This is a genomic window from Rhodopirellula sp. MGV (assembly GCF_002251265.1).
GTDB lineage: Bacteria > Planctomycetota > Planctomycetia > Pirellulales > Pirellulaceae > Stieleria > Stieleria baltica_A.
The window spans coordinates 1-16373 of sequence record NZ_NPDI01000023.1 but is presented as its reverse complement, the minus strand read 5'-3'; the positions used below and the strand labels follow the sequence as shown (position 1 = coordinate 16373).

14 protein-coding genes are annotated in these 16373 nt (G+C 56.3%); 10 read left to right on the top strand and 4 right to left on the bottom strand.

Going from position 1 to position 16373, the window contains the following annotated elements; translation table 11 throughout:
* The 4 genes from CGZ80_RS28555 to CGZ80_RS07640 form a co-directional block, all read left to right on the top strand.
* Positions 1-243, top strand: a 243-nt coding sequence (locus CGZ80_RS28555) for a hypothetical protein (RefSeq protein WP_233148295.1), incomplete at its 5' end; no start/stop codon positions are given.
* A 50-nt stretch (positions 244-293) separates the two neighbouring features.
* Positions 294-1934: a hypothetical protein gene (locus CGZ80_RS28235; protein WP_198953651.1), complete on the top strand. Its 1641-nt coding sequence runs from the start codon at positions 294-296 to the stop codon at positions 1932-1934.
* A 410-nt stretch (positions 1935-2344) separates the two neighbouring features.
* Positions 2345-4018: a hypothetical protein gene (locus CGZ80_RS07645; protein WP_094413005.1), complete on the top strand. Its 1674-nt coding sequence runs from the start codon at positions 2345-2347 to the stop codon at positions 4016-4018.
* Positions 4019-4338: 320 nt separating this feature from the next.
* Complete coding sequence (locus CGZ80_RS07640; protein ID WP_094413003.1) at positions 4339-5244, top strand: DUF1571 domain-containing protein; 906 nt, start codon at positions 4339-4341, stop codon at positions 5242-5244.
* A 67-nt stretch (positions 5245-5311) separates the two neighbouring features.
* On the opposite strand, the gene CGZ80_RS07635 is transcribed toward CGZ80_RS07640, so the two are convergent.
* Positions 5312-6640 carry a leucine-rich repeat domain-containing protein gene (locus tag CGZ80_RS07635; protein ID WP_158222599.1) on the bottom strand — a complete coding sequence of 443 codons (1329 nt, stop codon included), beginning with the start codon at positions 6638-6640 and terminating at the stop codon, positions 5312-5314.
* A gap of 314 nt (positions 6641-6954) precedes the next feature.
* Here CGZ80_RS07635 and CGZ80_RS07630 point away from each other — a divergent pair, with 314 nt between their 5' ends.
* Positions 6955-8364, top strand: coding sequence for a Gfo/Idh/MocA family protein (locus tag CGZ80_RS07630; RefSeq protein WP_094412999.1), 1410 nt, complete (start codon positions 6955-6957; stop codon positions 8362-8364).
* 121 nt (positions 8365-8485) lie between these two features.
* Here the strand turns inward: CGZ80_RS07630 and gdhA are convergent, their stop codons facing one another.
* Positions 8486-9847 carry an NADP-specific glutamate dehydrogenase gene (gene gdhA / locus CGZ80_RS07625; protein WP_233148294.1) on the bottom strand — a complete coding sequence of 454 codons (1362 nt, stop codon included), beginning with the start codon at positions 9845-9847 and terminating at the stop codon, positions 8486-8488.
* Between the two features lie 143 nt (positions 9848-9990).
* On the opposite strand from gdhA, the gene CGZ80_RS07620 reads away from it, so the two are divergent.
* The 5 genes from CGZ80_RS07620 to CGZ80_RS07600 all read left to right on the top strand — a co-directional run bounded on the left by CGZ80_RS07620 (position 9991) and on the right by CGZ80_RS07600 (position 14438).
* Positions 9991-10755: a VIT1/CCC1 transporter family protein gene (locus CGZ80_RS07620; RefSeq protein WP_094412997.1), complete on the top strand. Its 765-nt coding sequence runs from the start codon at positions 9991-9993 to the stop codon at positions 10753-10755.
* A gap of 35 nt (positions 10756-10790) precedes the next feature.
* A complete protein-coding gene (locus CGZ80_RS07615) occupies positions 10791-11954 on the top strand; it encodes a pyridoxal phosphate-dependent aminotransferase (protein ID WP_094412995.1) in 1164 nt (387 codons plus the stop codon).
* Positions 11955-11966: 12 nt separating this feature from the next.
* On the top strand, positions 11967-12731 hold the full coding sequence (locus CGZ80_RS07610) for a nitrilase-related carbon-nitrogen hydrolase (protein WP_094412994.1): 765 nt from the start codon (positions 11967-11969) through the stop codon (positions 12729-12731).
* 89 nt (positions 12732-12820) lie between these two features.
* A complete protein-coding gene (locus CGZ80_RS07605) occupies positions 12821-13618 on the top strand; it encodes a site-2 protease family protein (RefSeq protein ID WP_094412992.1) in 798 nt (265 codons plus the stop codon).
* Between the two features lie 607 nt (positions 13619-14225).
* Positions 14226-14438 (top strand): hypothetical protein, encoded by a 213-nt coding sequence (locus tag CGZ80_RS07600; protein ID WP_198953650.1) that lies wholly within the window; start codon positions 14226-14228, stop codon positions 14436-14438.
* A 93-nt stretch (positions 14439-14531) separates the two neighbouring features.
* On the opposite strand, the gene CGZ80_RS07595 is transcribed toward CGZ80_RS07600, so the two are convergent.
* Positions 14532-15623, bottom strand: coding sequence for an Mrp/NBP35 family ATP-binding protein (locus tag CGZ80_RS07595; RefSeq protein ID WP_094412988.1), 1092 nt, complete (start codon positions 15621-15623; stop codon positions 14532-14534).
* Between the two features lie 460 nt (positions 15624-16083).
* Positions 16084-16373: hypothetical protein (locus CGZ80_RS28550; RefSeq protein ID WP_233148293.1), on the bottom strand; the 290-nt coding region annotated here is incomplete at its 5' end.

Below are 16373 nucleotides of genomic sequence, written 5' to 3'. Positions count from 1 at the left end.
GTGTGTTTGGTGGTTGGTTGGATCGCTCACTGGCGTGAAATGCATTTATTAACCACCGAGGTCTCGAAGTGGAGCGTGTTGGTTGTCACGATCACCGGCTCGGTCGGAGCAGGTGATTTGCTTACCGGCTTGGGAGTTCTTTTTGTTGCCCCGGCCATCTGGTTGGTGATGACCTGTGGAGCTTTGGGCTGGGGAGGAAGGGACTCGGTAGGAGGCTTCTCGTTCCCTGCGTTTACCGCGTAAGGATTGACGGTCGTGGCTGGCTGGGCCGGCGGTGGCTGTTGGGCGGCGGCATGGGTGGTATGGGCGGCGGCATGGGCGGCGGCATGTTTGTCGTCCCAGATGACGTCCAACTGTCCGACAAGAAAGCCACCGATGAACCCGAGCAACCCGCGACCGCGACGCCAGCTCAATTGACCCAATCGCAATTCGATGCGATTGAGCCCATCAAACTGGAAGTCAAAGACGGCCAAACCCGCTCGGAAGCTTGGGCGGAGTACTTCGCCGGACTTGATCTCCAAACTGCCGAAGACGTGACGCTGCTCGATCAACGAATCCGTCGCACCGTCAGCCGTTTTTCCAGCAAGGCCGCCGCAGCCGATCAGGCCGGTGACCGCGAAGCGGCTTTGGAATGGTTTACCCAGTCACGCGACCTGATCAGTGAAGCTATCTTGGCCGGACAAATCCAGCCGTGGATGTATCACGCTTATGCGATCGCGTTGACCGCCACGGGCGCACCCAACGTCGAAGTCGAGCGAGCATTGCTTTCGGCTGTTGACTTTGCCGAAACGCCATCGGACGTGTTGAATGTTGCGTCGCGATTGGAAGCGATCGGTTCGTACGCCGCGTCATTGCGTCTGTGCCAACGCGTCGCTGACCTGGAACCCAATCGCCGCGAACCGTACGTGATGGGGATGCGTTTGGCGGAGTCGCTGGACGATCATGATGCCATCGTTTGGGCCTGCGAAGGTGTGCTTTCGCAAGCATGGCCAGTTGAGTTTTCGGACATCGTTGACAAGGCAAAACTGCTCGCCCGCAGCACCTACGCCGGTTTGATCGAAGAAGGACAAACGGAAAAGGCGGCGAAGTTTGGTGAAGCTTTGAAATTGGCTTCGGCTCACGACGTAGTCATTCGTGTTTCATGGACCGGTGACGCAGACATCGATTTGGCGGTTGAAGAACCAAGCGGCACCGTGTGTTCAATGGAAAACCGCTCCAGCGCCGGTGGCGGAACGCTGTTGGGCGATTCCTATCCCGGTCAAGGCGAAAGCAAAAGCGGAACGATCTCGGAAACCTATGTCTGCCCAAGCGGATTCAGCGGTCAGTACCGTTTGATGGTCCGCAAGATTTGGGGTGAGGTTTCGACCGGACAAGCGACGGTTGAAATCGTGACCGACGCGGGACGTCCGAGCCAAAACTTCATTCGCCAAGAGATCCCATTGACCGAAAAGGACGCGATGTTGGTTTTCGAAGTCAAAGACGGCAAGCGAAAAGAGCAACTCGGTGAAGCACAACTCGCCGACCTGCGTGACGTCCAACGTGACCTAAACGCCAACATGTTGGGCCAATTCGCAAATCCCGGAAACAACGCCGGCCAAGCACTCAGCGAGTTGTACTATGACATTCAGCGTATGACCGGTGGTGTGTCTGGTGCTGGCAACAACCCATTCTGGCGACGAGCTCCTGCGGTCGGTTTCCAACCGCAGATCACGCAATTGCCCGAAGGTGCCGGTATGACTGGGTTGGCGATTATTTCGGCCGACCGCCGTTACGTGCGGATTTCGCCAGCACCGTTTTTCTCGCAAGTGGGCGACGTGACGACGTTTAACTTCGTCAGCGGTACCTCAGGAACGGGAACTGGTGGTGGTGCTGCCGGTGGCGGCAATGCCGCAGGCGGCCTGGGCGGTGGTGCTGCAGGCGGTTTCGGTAACTAACCGTTTCGGCAACTAACTGGGGCGATTCACCTCGCAAAATGAAACTCGAAGCCGGCGTTCAAATTGGACGCCGGCTTTTTTTGCGCCTTGATGAAACTTTGCCTCAGCCTGATGGGTAAGTCGTCCAGTAAGCGTCCCCAATTGAGCGGGTACGCACGAGAATTATCGCTAATGGACGGGTATGTGGCATCCTTGACCGCCTCTGGTGGATCAATTGTCGCCTGGCGGCAAAATTGTTAGCTTGCCCCCTAACTAGCGTGTCAATGTCACGCATTCACGCCGAGCGCCCTGCGGATCGGATCGAAGCCTCGCTGTTGAGGTAGTCGCGGTTGTCGCGACGGTCCATCATTTCGTAAGCCATCGGTCAAGAATCCAATCATCGAAAAGGACTACAATTGAACATGGGTTTAATGACAAAGAAATGGTTCGCCATCACCCCCATTCGCACGGTCGCTTCGGCAGCCGTTTTGATGGCGGCGATGGTTGCCGCGCCGGTGGCGCGAGCGCAAACGGCTACGTTTACCGACGGCACTCAGCCCGTTGTTGTGGTTTCTGTTGCGTCGATCAGCAAGCTGACCGCGGACGTCAATCACGTCACGACTCTGGCGGGACAGCCCCAGTTTGGCGGCATCTTCGCCATGATGACCGGCATGTACGCCCAAGGGATTGATACCAGCCGACCGATCGGCGTTCTGGTCCCGCTGGCTGGTGGAATGCCGCAGCCGATCGTCGTGTTGCCAACCAGCGACATCCGATCGATCCTGAAACGAATCGAAACACAAACCGGTCCTGTCGACGAACTCGACGACGGAACGCTGGTCTTGACCGTCAATCGCAACACCGTCTTCATCAAGCAAAACGGCAACAACGCGATCGCCGCTCCTAGCAAAGACGTGTTGGGCTTGGTTCCTGCCGATCCGAGCGCGTTCTTCGCTGGCATGGGCGATGACTACAACGTTGCCGTCAAGTTGCAAGTGCAGCAGATCCCGATGGAACTGCGCAACGTCGCGATCGATTCGATGCGTCAAGGCTTTGAACAAGCCATGGCCAACCAGCCCGATAACGAAGCGTCTCGCGAGATGGCCGAGAGCTCGATCGAGCAACTTGAGCAATTGATTCGCGACGCCGATCAACTGTTCTTCGGAATCAACATCAACCAAGAAGGACGTCACATCGCCCTCGATGCTTCGTTTACTGCCGTCCCCGGCAGCAAGCTGGCTGCGATGTATGGCGGTCAACAAGCAATCCCATCGCGTTTCGCGTCGGTGATCAACGAGAGCGCCGCGGCGTACCTGCACAGCGCGACCTCGATCAGCCCAGAAGCGATCACGCAAGCGAAGTCCAGCTTGGGCAACGCCACCACGATGATTCGTGGTGCGATCGAAGCGGAAGGCAACATGCCACCACAACAGATCGAAGAAATCGAGCAGTACATGGGCCGATTTTTCGCGATCATCACCGAATCGATCGAAGAAGGCAAAGCCGACATGGGCTTGATGGTCAACGCCGGTACCGACAAATTCAACGCCGTACTGGGCTTCTTTATCGCCGACGGTGAAGACTTCGCCGCATTGGCCAAAGATCTCGCCACCAAGGTTCCAGACGTCGATGACGCACCTCGGTTCTCGTTCGACGTTGGCAAACACGGCGACGTCACCATGCACTTGATCGAAGCTGACATTCCCGAATACGAGCACGAATTGCGTTCGATGTTCGGCGACACGCTGAAGGTTCACATCGGCACCGCTCCGAAAGCGATTTACCTGGCAATCGGACGTGACAGCGAAGGTGTCCTGAACCAGTTCATCGACGCCGGAAACTCCAGCGACAACGGAAATCGCCCCTTGGGTCAGTTCAAAATGAAGCTGATGCCATTCCTGGAATTGGCTCGCTCGGTTGACCCACGCGTCGCCGAAAAGCTGGAACCGATTATCGCTTCGTTGAATGCGTCGAGCGACAAAGGCACCATCACGATGGTCACCGACTCGATCGACAATGGATCGAACGTCAGCATCAAAGTCGGCGAATCGCTAATCGAAGCGATCGGTGCTTCGATGAAGCCACAGCAGCCTGGCCAGTTCTAGTCGCAGAACGGCATTGATGCTGTGCTCCTGCACAGCAAACGTCTTTCGAAACACGGGTCGGACGCCAGCGTCCGGGCCGTGTTTTTTTGTCGGATCGCAGGAGAGCGGACCGCAATCGATTCGCCCATCGGGTGGGTCGAGCGTTCGCAGGACTAGCCCGCCGAAAACAATCCACAGTCCCAGCGGCGGCACCAAACGAGTGAGTGATCGCTGGCCTCACAAAGATCGCCTTGCGGTTGGTGTTGCGGCTCAACTACAACGATCGCCCGTCGATCCGCAACCGCGGTTCATTCCATTTACACTTGCTGCCCCACTGAACGATGACGACCTCGCCTACTATTCGCCGTATTCCGATCGCGATCGGTGTGATCCTCGTCTTGATCGGCGGTGTCGCCTTTGCCGTGCGGTCGGGCCCCGATGTAAAGCAAGATATCGCACCCACCGCACCGCCGCCCAAAGCTGAGTTGCAGAGCGATGACGACGCCAATTCGCAAACGCGTGAATCGTCGATGCGCGACGTGCTGGATCTAGCCGAGCGGGCGCTCGATAAAATGGACACGTCGTTGAACGACTACACCGCGACGTTCGTGAAGCAGCAACGTGACGATGCGGGCAAGCTGAGCGAACGCAACGAGATGGAAGTAAAGATTCATACTCGGCATCGCAACGAGTCGAACGACGCGCCGATGCGAATCTATATCAAATTCAAAGCACCCGAGGGGATCGCAGGGCGCGAAGTGATCTGGGGCAAAGATCTCAATGACGGGCTGATGGCGGTCCACGAAACGTCGATGCTGCTGAGCTGGAAAACGATCTGGCTCGATCCGACCGGGATGCTGGCGATGCAGGGACAAAAGTTCCCGATCTATGAAATCGGCCTCTCCCGGTTGACCGAACAGCTGCTCGAACGCGGCAAGAAGGACCTCGATAACCCCGATGTCTCTGTCACGATTACCAAAGATCACGAATACTATGGACGCAATTGTGAGCTAATCCAAGCGACCCGCAGCAAACCGGGCGGTGGCAAAGACGACTTCTCACTCGCGGAGATTATCTTCGACCCAGAAGAACTGCTTGTATTGAGTTACCGCAGTTTCGGTTGGCCGGAAAAAGAAGGCGGCGAGTTGCCGCTGCTGGAGTCGTACGAGTACCGCGATTTGAAAACCAACGTTGGGCTGACAGACAGCGATTTTGATGTAACCAACGAGGCGTATCAGTTTCCCTGATCCGCCGGCAAGTCGTGGCTTACCAGCGGATCGTGTATCACGCGTTCGTTAGAGCGCCGTTAGAGGCCTACTCTTCGATGTGCAGGTTTTCGTTCTTTTCAAACTCGTCGAACGCGTCATAGCCGATGTTCGAGTTGCCGACACCGATCCAAGTCAAGTTCGGAAGCTGAGCGAGTTTGATGAAGCCATCGTCAGTCATCATTTGGTTTCCGGCGAGATCAAGCTTGGTCAACTTGGTGAACTTCAAGATCGTGTCGACGGATTCGTCGCCGAGTTCCGTGTCGCGTGCGTCAAGCGTGGTCAGGTTGGTCAATCCGCCGAGTGCTTGAAACGCTTCGTCGTTCAGTTTGGTTTCCCAGAAACCGGCGTAGGTCAAACCCGTCGCTTTGGCGAGGTTCTTGAATCCTTCGGGTTGAATCCGTCGGCATTCGCCCAAGTCCAAGAAGGTCAGGTTGGGGAACGTCGCGATGCGTGCGAGTGCTTCGCCGGTGATCGCAGTGTCACGCAGTTCTAGACGTTGGATCTTGTCGCCACTGCCCATCGCTTCGATGCCCTTGTCGGTGACGAAGCAACCGCGGATGCGAACGCGTGAGAGGTTCTTCAGGTTGGCGAGGTGCTTCATTCCGTCGTCGGTGATCGACGAGTAATCGACTTGGATTTGTTGCAGGGTTGCGATTTTGCCAAGCGATTCAAGCGTCGCGTTGGTCAGTGTACGACAGGCGTTGGCGTTGAACGATTTCAGTTTCAAGCCGGTCAGGTAGGTGATCGCCGTGTCGCTGATTTGTGTTTTTTCGAGTTGGATATCGATCAGCGATTTGAGGGCCGAAACCTCTTTGATCGCATCGTCTTTGCAGGTGGTGTTTCGCAGGTCGATGACGCGAAGTTTCTGCAGCGGTTTCAGTTTCGCCAACCCTTCGGCGGTGACAGCAACGCGGCGGAGGCGAAGCACGTCGAGGTTGGTGATCTTGGAAATCGGCTCGAGTGTTTCGTCGGTGATCGCCGAATCGGTGAGGTCGAGGACCTTGAGGGTTTGTAGCTCTGAAAGTACATCCAGGCCTTCATCGCCGATTCCAGGGCCGCTGAACTGGGCTTCCTTGACATTTTTCAGGCCTGCGAGGTGAACGAAAGAGTCACTGATATCGCTATCACTGGCGACTCCGAACGAGACCACGTTGCCGGCATCGTCTTTTTTCAGGCTAAATCCGGCCTCTTCCAGAGCTTTGACGTCTTCGGCGACATCTGGTTCGGGAGCGGCTTTTTCGGGAGCGACGGCAGCCTCGGGCTTTTCAGCTGGGGGGGCGGCGTCTTTACGACCACAACCGCTAGTGGCGGAAACCGAAAGGATCGCGGCAAAGACAACGTGGCCACGTTGGCCTCGGAAAATCGATCGAATCATCAGATTTGATTGGGGGGTGTGAGCTTGCGGCGGGAAAACGTGAAACCTTGGCTGAAGAACCAATGTTGAGGAACCACTGCTGGCGAAACCTGTGCGGAAGTCCTCAACGGGGCCGATTTCATCATCCGAACCCTCCATGTTGACAAATGATTCCCGAGTTGACAACGAACTGGGCTGTCAAAACGTTGTGATTTGCCGTAGAGACGGTTATTCTTTCTAGGCTGCAAAGTTAACGTGATTTGCGCGGACGCTGGTTCAGCGACTATGCATCCGGCCGAGCGAAAACCCATTGTCTTCTTCTGAGGAATTTTTGAATGACCAAGCGGACGAATCGTCGTACTTTCCTGGGGCAAACTGCGGCAGCAGGTGCCATCGGGGCGGGATACTGGACCAGCACGTCAAAGCAGGTTCGTGCCCAAGACTCGGCGCTACAAGGTTTGACCGCCGCGTGTATCGGCGTCGGCGGAAAAGGCAGTAGCGACGCTAGCCACATCGCCGAAAACGGCGTCAAGTTGGTCGGCCTTTGTGATGTCGACTCGCTGTTCCTCGAGAAGAAAGCGCTCGACCACCCCGACGCAGAGAAGTTCTCGGACTTCCGCGAAATGCTCGAAAAGTTGGGCGACAAGGTCGACATCGTCACCGTCAGCACGCCTGACCACACGCACGCTGCTGCCGCTGTTCGTGCGATGCGCATGAAGAAGCACGTCTACTGCCAAAAGCCACTGACGTGGTCGATCAGCGAAGCACGCCTGATGCGTCAAACGGCTGAAGAGACCGGCGTTGTGACTCAAATGGGTAACCAAGGCACCAGCGAAGACGGATTGCGTGAAGCCGTCGAAGTCATCCAAAGCGGCGCGATCGGCGACGTCTCGGAAGTTCACATTTGGTCGAACCGTCCTGTGTGGCCACAAGGTCAAGGTCGCCCCGCTGGCGAAGACCCCGTGCCGGACACATTGAACTGGGACGCTTGGATCGGCCCAGCACAAATGCGTCCGTTCAAGAAAGGCGCTTACCACTCGTTCAACTGGCGTGGTTGGGTTGACTTCGGTACCGGCGCTCTTGGCGACATGGCTTGCCACACCACCAACATGCCCGTCATGGCATTGAAACTGTGGGACCCGATCGCCGTCACCGCAGTCAAGAACCCAGGCATCGTCGAAGGCGAAAGCTATCCCGGTAGCAGCTCGATCCTGTTCGAGTTCCCAGAGCGTGAAGGCCTGCCGGCTTGCAAGTTCCGCTGGTACGACGGTGGCGAACTGCCATCGGACGATTTGATCAGCCAACTGCCAGCACGTTACCAAAAGAAGATCGCCGAGCAACGCGCCGGCGGCAACAAGCAAAGTGGTGCGTTGGTTGTCGGTAGCAAAGGCATGCTGTTCAGCGAGAACGATTACGGTGCTCGCTACGTTCTGCTGCCTCGCGACCAGTACGCTGACTTCGAGTTGCCAGCTCAAACGTTGCCACGGATCCCGTTCAAGGCCAACACGGACCTTCGTCAAAAATGGGAATTCGTCGAAACCTGCAAAGGCGATTACGAGCCCGGCACCATGTCGAACTTCGGTTACGCTGGCCGTCTGACCGAGACCATCTTGGTCGGTAACTTGGCACTGCGTGCCGGTGAAGGTCAACGCATCGAATGGGATGCCGAAAACCTGAAGAGCACCAACATGCCTGCGATCAACGAATTCGTCGCTCGCGAATACCGTGAAGGCTGGGAAGTCTAAGCTTCCAAGCTCGATCGAATTTTGAAACCGCCAAAACGGCCACCGGTTATTACACCGGTGGCCGTTTTTTTGAGGCGTTCGTCCGGAAGGTGTGTCGTCGCAGATCGACGATCGGACCGACTCACACCACTCCGTACGCTAACATCGCGTCGGCGACTTTCTTGAAACCCGCGATGTTCGCCCCATCGACATAGTTCACACGGCCCTGCTTGTGTCCGTACTCCACGCAACGTGCGTGGATGTTGGCAATGATCGATCGCAATCGTTCATCGACCTCTTCACGCGTCCAACTGATTCGCATCGCGTTTTGGCTTTGTTCCAATCCGCTGACGGCGACACCGCCGGCGTTGGACGCCTTTCCCGGCGCGTGCAAGACGCCGTTGTCGGCCAACACCTTTGCCGCTTCAGCAGTCAACGGCATGTTGGCACCTTCGCAGACCGCCAAGCAACCGCCTCGGACAAGCTGCTGGGCGTCGATCGCATCCATTTCATTCTGCGTCGCACAGGGAAGTGCCACGTCACAGTCGACGCCCCAAGGTCGAGCGTCAGCGTAATACTCGACCGACGCGAACGCTTCTGCCATCTCTTCGATTCTGCCGCGACGGTTTTCTTTGAGGTCTTTCACGTAGTGCAACTGTTGTTCGGTCAGTCCATCTTTGATGTGGACGAAACCGGCCGAGTCGCTGAGCGTGACGACTTTGGTGCCTTTCTCGATCGCCTTTTCGGCCGCATACGTCGCGACGTTTCCGCTGCCACTGATCGCGACGCGTTTGCCGGCCAACTCTTCGCCGTGTTGGTTCAACATGTGTTCGCAGAAATACACGCATCCGTACCCGGTCGCTTCGGTACGTACGGCGCTTCCGCCAAAGGAGAGCCCTTTGCCAGTCAACACACCGCTCCAACGGTTCTCTAGCCGCATGTATTGCCCGAACAGGTAACTGATTTCGCGCCCGCCGACACCGATATCACCAGCCGGCACGTCAACGTCTTCTCCGATGTGGCGATGGAGTTCCGTCATCATTGATTGGCAGAACCGCATCACTTCGCGTTCGCTCTTGCCTTTCGGATTAAAGTTCGAACCGCCTTTGGCGCCGCCCATTGGCAAGCCGGTCAAACTGTTCTTAAAGATCTGTTCGAACCCCAAGAACTTTAAGACGCTGAGGGTGACCGAGGGATGGAATCGCAATCCGCCTTTGTAAGGCCCCAACGAATGATTGAACTGGACGCGCCACGCGCGATTGGCACGAATGTCTCCGTCGTCGGTTTCCCAACAGACTCGAAACGTCACAATTCGGTCGGGCTCGGTCACCCGTTCAAGGATCTGTGCCTTACGATACTGCTCGTGGTCGAGGTACCACGGTAAAACGGATGCGGCGACTTCCTCAACCGCTTGATGAAACTCTTCCTCGTAGGGGTTGCGTTTCTTCAGCCCGGACATGAACTGTTCGAGCTCTTGTTCGACGGACATCAGTTCGACAGTCATCTGGGGCCTCGTTTCACCTTAAGCACATCACAAGGTACACTGCGACAAACATAAGGCCGAACTGGCCCGGTGCGGGAACCGTCTTTGCGAATGAGGGTATTTCCTAAGGCGGTGATGCCTTTTCCCTACTTTCAAGATGATTGATGGCCTTACATCGACCGAGTCGACAAGAGTTACAAGACCAGCACAGCGTCGCGAAAATCCGCGCACGTTTGGCAACAGAAAACCAAGCCGGCTATTTGTCCGACTTGGTCTATGGCGGCATCGATGGGACCGTCACGACGTTTGCTGTGGTATCAGGAGTGGCCGGTGCAGGGTTGTCCTCCGACATCGTGATCATCCTGGGCTTTGCGAACTTGATCGGCGACGGGTTCTCGATGGCGGCAAGCAACTTTTTGGGAACACGCGTCGACCAGCAGTTGCACGACAATGTCCGTGAAATCGAAATGCACCACATCGACGTCTACCCCGAAGGCGAGCGTGAAGAGGTGCGGCAGATCTTTGCGGCAAAAGGGTTCGAGGGCGAAGACCTGGACCGCGCCGTCGAGATCATCACCCAAGATCGCAACCGTTGGATCAACACGATGTTGACCGACGAATACGGTTTAAGCCTCGTACGCCGATCGCCAATTCGAGCAGCCGCGGCAACGATGGTGGCATTCAATGTGATCGGATTTGTCCCACTGCTTGCCTTTGTCGTTGCGGCGTTCGCGCCAACCTTGGTAACCGCACCGTATCTGATCAGTACGGTGCTAACATGTGTCGCGTTCTTTTTGGTCGGCGCGATCAAATCAAAGTTTGTCGACGAACGCTGGTACCTGGCGGGTGCAGAAACCCTTGCGGTCGGCGGATCCGCGGCGGCACTCGCGTATGTTGTGGGAGCGTTGCTGGGACACATCACCGCCTAAATAGCCGTCTACTTGAAACTCTAGCGAACCTCATCATGTTCAAACAATCGGACCGGGTACGACAAGTTCAAGATCCGGTGATCCCGATCGTTGCAAACCTAGCGCGAGACAACGAAGGCACCATCTCGCTGGGGCAAGGCGTTGTGCATTATCGTCCGCCACGCGAGGTCTTTGATGCGATCAGTGGTCACGCATCCGATCCGTTGCTCGATCGTTATGGGCCGGTGCTTGGCCAAGCGACACTGCTCGAAAAGTTGCAAGACAAACTTGCGCGCGAAAACGGGATCGAGACGAAACGCGCTGGTTGCTCGGTGGTCTGTACCGCCGGTGCGAACATGGGGTTCTTCAATGCGATCTTGGCGATCACGAACCCTGGCGACGAAGTGATTTTGTTGACGCCATTTTACTTCAATCACGAGATGGCGATCACGTTGGCAGGGTGCAAAACAATCGCGGTGTCGACCGATGATCAACTGCAACCTGATCTCAACGCAATCCGACACGCGATCACCTCTCGAACGCGAGCGATCGTCACAGTCTCGCCCAACAACCCGACCGGCGTCACGTATGACGAGTCCGTGTTGCGTGAGATCAATCAACTGTGCGCTGAGAAAGGTCTGTTCCATGTGTCTGACGAAGCGTACGAGTACTTTGTGTACGACGATGCCACACATTTCTCGCCAGGTTCGATCGAAGGCGCCGGGCAACACACGATTTCGATTTACTCGTTGTCGAAATCGTACGCGCTTGCCGGTTGGCGATTCGGTTACATGGTTGTCCCGGATCAGTTGCTTGACGGGTACTGCAAAATCCAAGACACGGATTTGATTTGCCCGCCGCAAGTCTGCCAGGTCGCCGCATCGGCAGCGCTCGATGTGGGGCGGGCATGGTGTTTGGAACAAATCGCGGGCTTGCCGCAGGTTCGCGACGTCGCGCTCGATTGCCTTACCGATTTAGGTGACCGTTGCCGTGTCGCGATGCCGCGTGGAGCGTTCTATTTGTTCTTGAACTTGCGAACCGATCGCACGGACATGGACTTGGTGGAACAATTGATCGTTCGTTACCGTGTGGCAGTGCTGCCTGGCAGTGCCTTCGGTGCTGAAGGGTGTACTTTACGTGTGTCGTATGGTGCGTTGGATCGCGAGTCGGTGACCGAAGGGGTTGGGCGACTACGAGACGGACTGACAAAGCTACTGTAGGGTTAACTGACAATGAAGATCGTTGCCATCCAACTGGACATGGCTTGGGAAGACCGGGCCAGCAATCATCAACGTGTTCGTGAATTGATCGGCGGGACAACCGTTACCCCCGGTTCATTGGTGATCTTGCCAGAGATGTTTGAGACGGGGTTCAGCATGAACCCCGAGCACACCAAGCAATCCGATGCACGCGAAGGCGAAACGTTGCTGCGGCAATTGGCAGCCGAGTTCGATGTTGCAGTGATGGGTGGTGTTGTCAACGAGTACGGGCCTGGAGACGCGGCAAACGAATGCGTCGCGTTTGCGCCTGATGGGACCGAACTGGTCCGTTATCGAAAGATGCGACCGTTCTCGTTGTCTGGTGAAGCGAAGCACTACCCGGCCGGCTCGGCGCACAAGGTGTTCCTGTGGCAAGGCGTAAAGATTGCGCCGTTTGTGTGCTATGACCTTCGGTTCCCGGAACTGTTTCGCGCGGCGGTCAAAGACGGTGCGGAACTATTCACACTGATTGCCTGTTGGCCGGCGAAGCGGTCAGAGCACTGGGTGCGATTGTTACAGGCTCGTGCGATCGAGAACCTCGCGTGTGTGGTCGGTGTGAACCGGAGTGGTGTAGAACCCAACCTGCAGTTTGACGGACGCAGTGCTGCGTTTGATTACATGGGGACCTGTTTATTTGAAGCCGATGACCAAGCTCAGGTCTTGCAAACCGAATTAGAGATCAACGAACTGCGTCGCTGGCGTGACAAGTTCCCTGCGCTTCGCGACATGGACGCTTAGACTTGCCAATCCTCGGGATCGGCGACAAGATTCCTCGCAGAAACCGACGTGATTACCTTTCCACGCGAACACCTTCTCCATCGACTGCCATGTTACTCGCCGATCCGCCCGAAACCGATTACGACCTTCGCTTCACGCTATTCGGCTTTCCGGTCCGTATCGCGGTTACGTTTTGGCTTGGCGCGATCGTGTTTGGGTACGAATTGGCTCGCTTCGCATCGATGGGCTTCTTCAACGGAGAGGTCGGCGTCGCACCCTTACTGGCCGCTTGGGCAGGCTGCTTGTTGCTTTCGATACTGATTCACGAGCTTGGCCATGCGTTCGCATTCCGCCGCTATGGGATCGAATCGTCGATCGTGCTGTATCACTTCGGCGGAATGGCAATTCCGTCGGGCGGTCGTTTCCCCGGAGCTTCGGTCGGTCGCTTGGGCGAAAAACGTGACTTGGTCATCGCTTTTGCGGGACCTGCGTTTCAGTTGATCTCGGCGATTCTGATCATCTTGGCGATCAAGCTTGCGGGGTATCAAGTGTTCGCGTTCTTCTTGATGCCATCGTTCTTGGCGAACATCCCTTGGGTCACCGAAGGTGGCTTCATGGACAACCGCGGCTTGCTCACGCTTTCCACATTTTACATCGTGCCGAGCGTGCTTTGGGCGTTGTTGAACCTTGTCCCGGTATGGCCGCTTGATGGTGGGCGTATTGCACGCAGTTTGATCCTGTTAAACGGCGGTCACGTTCAGCAATCGTTGTGGGTCAGCGTCATCACTGCGGTGCTGTTGGCGAGCTATGCGCTGATGAACGATCAACCGATGATGGGTATCTTCTTTGGCATGTTTGCCTTCAGCAGTTACCAGATGCTTACCGCGATGAACAACCCTTGGCGTTAAGTGACGCTGTTGTTTGAACGTGAAGTGGTCTGTTTGGCAAAAAAAATTTCAAAAACTTTTACAGCGATTGATGAGCGTTAAACAGACGAACGAACGCATCCACTGAAGCGTTCATTGGCTGTTCGAAAGGTCGATGCGATCAAGCACTTGAGTGCGGCTTGGATGATTCAACGGCAACGTTACCGACACACGTGTGGTGCGCACAACACATTGATACATCAACAGTTGCGTCAACACGTTTGGAAGCACTCCAATCAAACGTTGTTCGCGCGATGATCGAACCGCTGCGATGTGATGCCTGCCATCGAACTTGATCGGTCCTATCCGTTGCGACTAAACCGAGTGTGTGAATGTTGGCCGCCGCATAGCAGAACTGACCTTTCTTGCAAGCATAAAATCTGCAAAAAGATGTTGCGGAATTTGTTGCAGCGCGTACAAATACCGCAGGTTTCGTTGATCAAAGTCGGCTGGAGGTTGGATGACCGATTTCGACTTTGCTCGACACTTACTAGCGTATGGCGAGCCGTGGCCGGTGACTTGAATGGGAAGTGTTCCCACCCAAGTCACAATGACTCTCCATCGTGTTCCAATTCCGCGGAGGAATACTGTGGCCAAGAAGAAAGCAACCAAAAAGAAAGCTACCAAGAAGAAAGCCGCCAAGAAGAAGGCAACTAAAAAGGTAGCAACGAAGAAAGCTACGAAGAAGAAAGCGACCAAGAAGAAGGCTACTAAAAAGAAAGCCACCAAAAAGAAGGCTACTAAAAAGAAAGCCACGAAGAAGAAAGCAACCAAGAAAAAGGCTGCTAAGAAGCGTCGCTAAGGCTTCTGCTTTCGGCGATTTAACCGTCGAGCTAATTCATCTTGGCCACTCGGAAGCGAGCTTCCGAGTGGTTTTTTAATGCGCCAAACGCGATTACAGCGTCGGTAGCGTCGGCTTTGGTGGGGCCGCAACGTTGCGTGAGGCGATCGTCCGCACCAAAGATTGGGCGATGCGTTCAAAGGGCAGTCGAGCAGTCACGTTGTCACGGATCAATGCGGGCAAGCGGCCTTCGTCACAGGCTTTGCGGAGTTCGATATCGATCGGCAGCCCGCCCAGGTATGGCACGTTCAGCGCGTCGGCTTTCTCGCGTGCCCCGCCCGAACCAAAGATGTCGTAGGTCTTGCCGCAATCGGGGCATTGGAACCCGCTCATGTTTTCGACCATCCCCAGGATCGGAATGTTGACCTTCTTGTACATCGCGATCGCCTTGATCGCGTCCAGCAACGCGACTTCTTGTGGGGTGCAGACCACGACGCTGCCCGACAAAGGTACGGCTTGCGACAACGTCAGCGCGACGTCGCCGGTTCCCGGTGGCATGTCGATGATCAGGTAGTCGAGTTCACCCCAATTGGTCATGCCGAGAAACTGGTTGATCGAACCGTGCAGCATCGGTCCTCGCCAGATCACCGCTTGGTCCGGTTCGACCAAGAACCCCATCGACATCACAGGCATTTCCGGCGATCCCGAATCGTCACGCAGGATGATCGGTTCGATGCGTTTCTCTTCGCTGATCGCGGGGCGTCCGCCAAGGCCCAGCAAGTGTGGCACGCTGGGGCCATAGACGTCGGCATCCATCAAGCCGACTTTGGAACCGAGGTGCCGCAGGGCGAGGGCTAGCGAAGCGGCAACAGAGCTTTTGCCGACACCGCCTTTACCACTGCCGACCGCGATCACGCTTTTCGCTCGCAGTGCCGTTTGGCCGATCCGCGCCGCAGGGCGGGCATGTTCGACGACGCTGACGTTGACGGTGTGCCCCGGATTGGCTGCGATGATCTTTGATTCGATGGCCTCGCAGACGTCTGCTTTGATTGGCATCGAGTGTGTGGAGAGGCCGATTTGCACATCGACCGTTTGGTCTTGGACTTTGATCTCGCCGATCTGTCCCATCGACCCCATCGGACGCCCCGTTTCGGGATCGGGATGCGAGTCAAGCAATTGACGGATCGAAGCTTCTTCGGCGGGCATAGGACATCTGTTTCGTTGCGGAACTGTTCGGGTGACCGCTGGGATCACGGGGAAGGTTCACAGCGTAGGGGCAACGCCGGAAATCGAACAGTGCCAGAAACTGATCCGTGCATCCCTGCTGACAGACAGGTTGGCCGCAAACAAACAAAAAAAAGCGGCCCGACAATCGAGTTGCCGGGCCGCTTTCGCGTTTCACGTCTTAGAGCAAGCACCAGACCGAGGTCTGGCTGCTACGGTCGCATATCTCAGCGAACGAAGCGGGCGCTAGCTTGAATGACGCGTCGCTTTTGTGTGACGCTTGCACTTGGATCAACGATCGGTGCGGGTGGCATCGGTGCTGCGTCAGCAGGAGCTGCAGCAGGTGCCGGTGCAACAGGAGCGGCGTAAGCAGGAGCTCCGCATCCGCAGCCGCTGTCGCAGCTCAGAGCGTCGCAGCCGCTGTCGCAGCAAGAGCTTTTCTTCAGGTTGCCGAACAGCTTGTGAAGCAGGCCGCCGCACTTTTTGGTGCTGCAGCAAGAGTCACAGCCGCTGTCGCAGCCCATGTCGCATCCGCAAGGAGCAGGTGCTGCACAGGTTGGTTCTGCACATCCGCAAGCTGGAACTTCGCAGCCGCAAGCTGGTTCGCAGCAAGAGCTTTTCTTGCACTTGAACAAGCCAGCCAACAGTCCGCCGCGTTTCTTGCTGCATCCGCAAGGGGCTTCGCAGCCACAAGCTGGTTCAGCAGCACATCCGCATGCAGGAGCTTCGCAG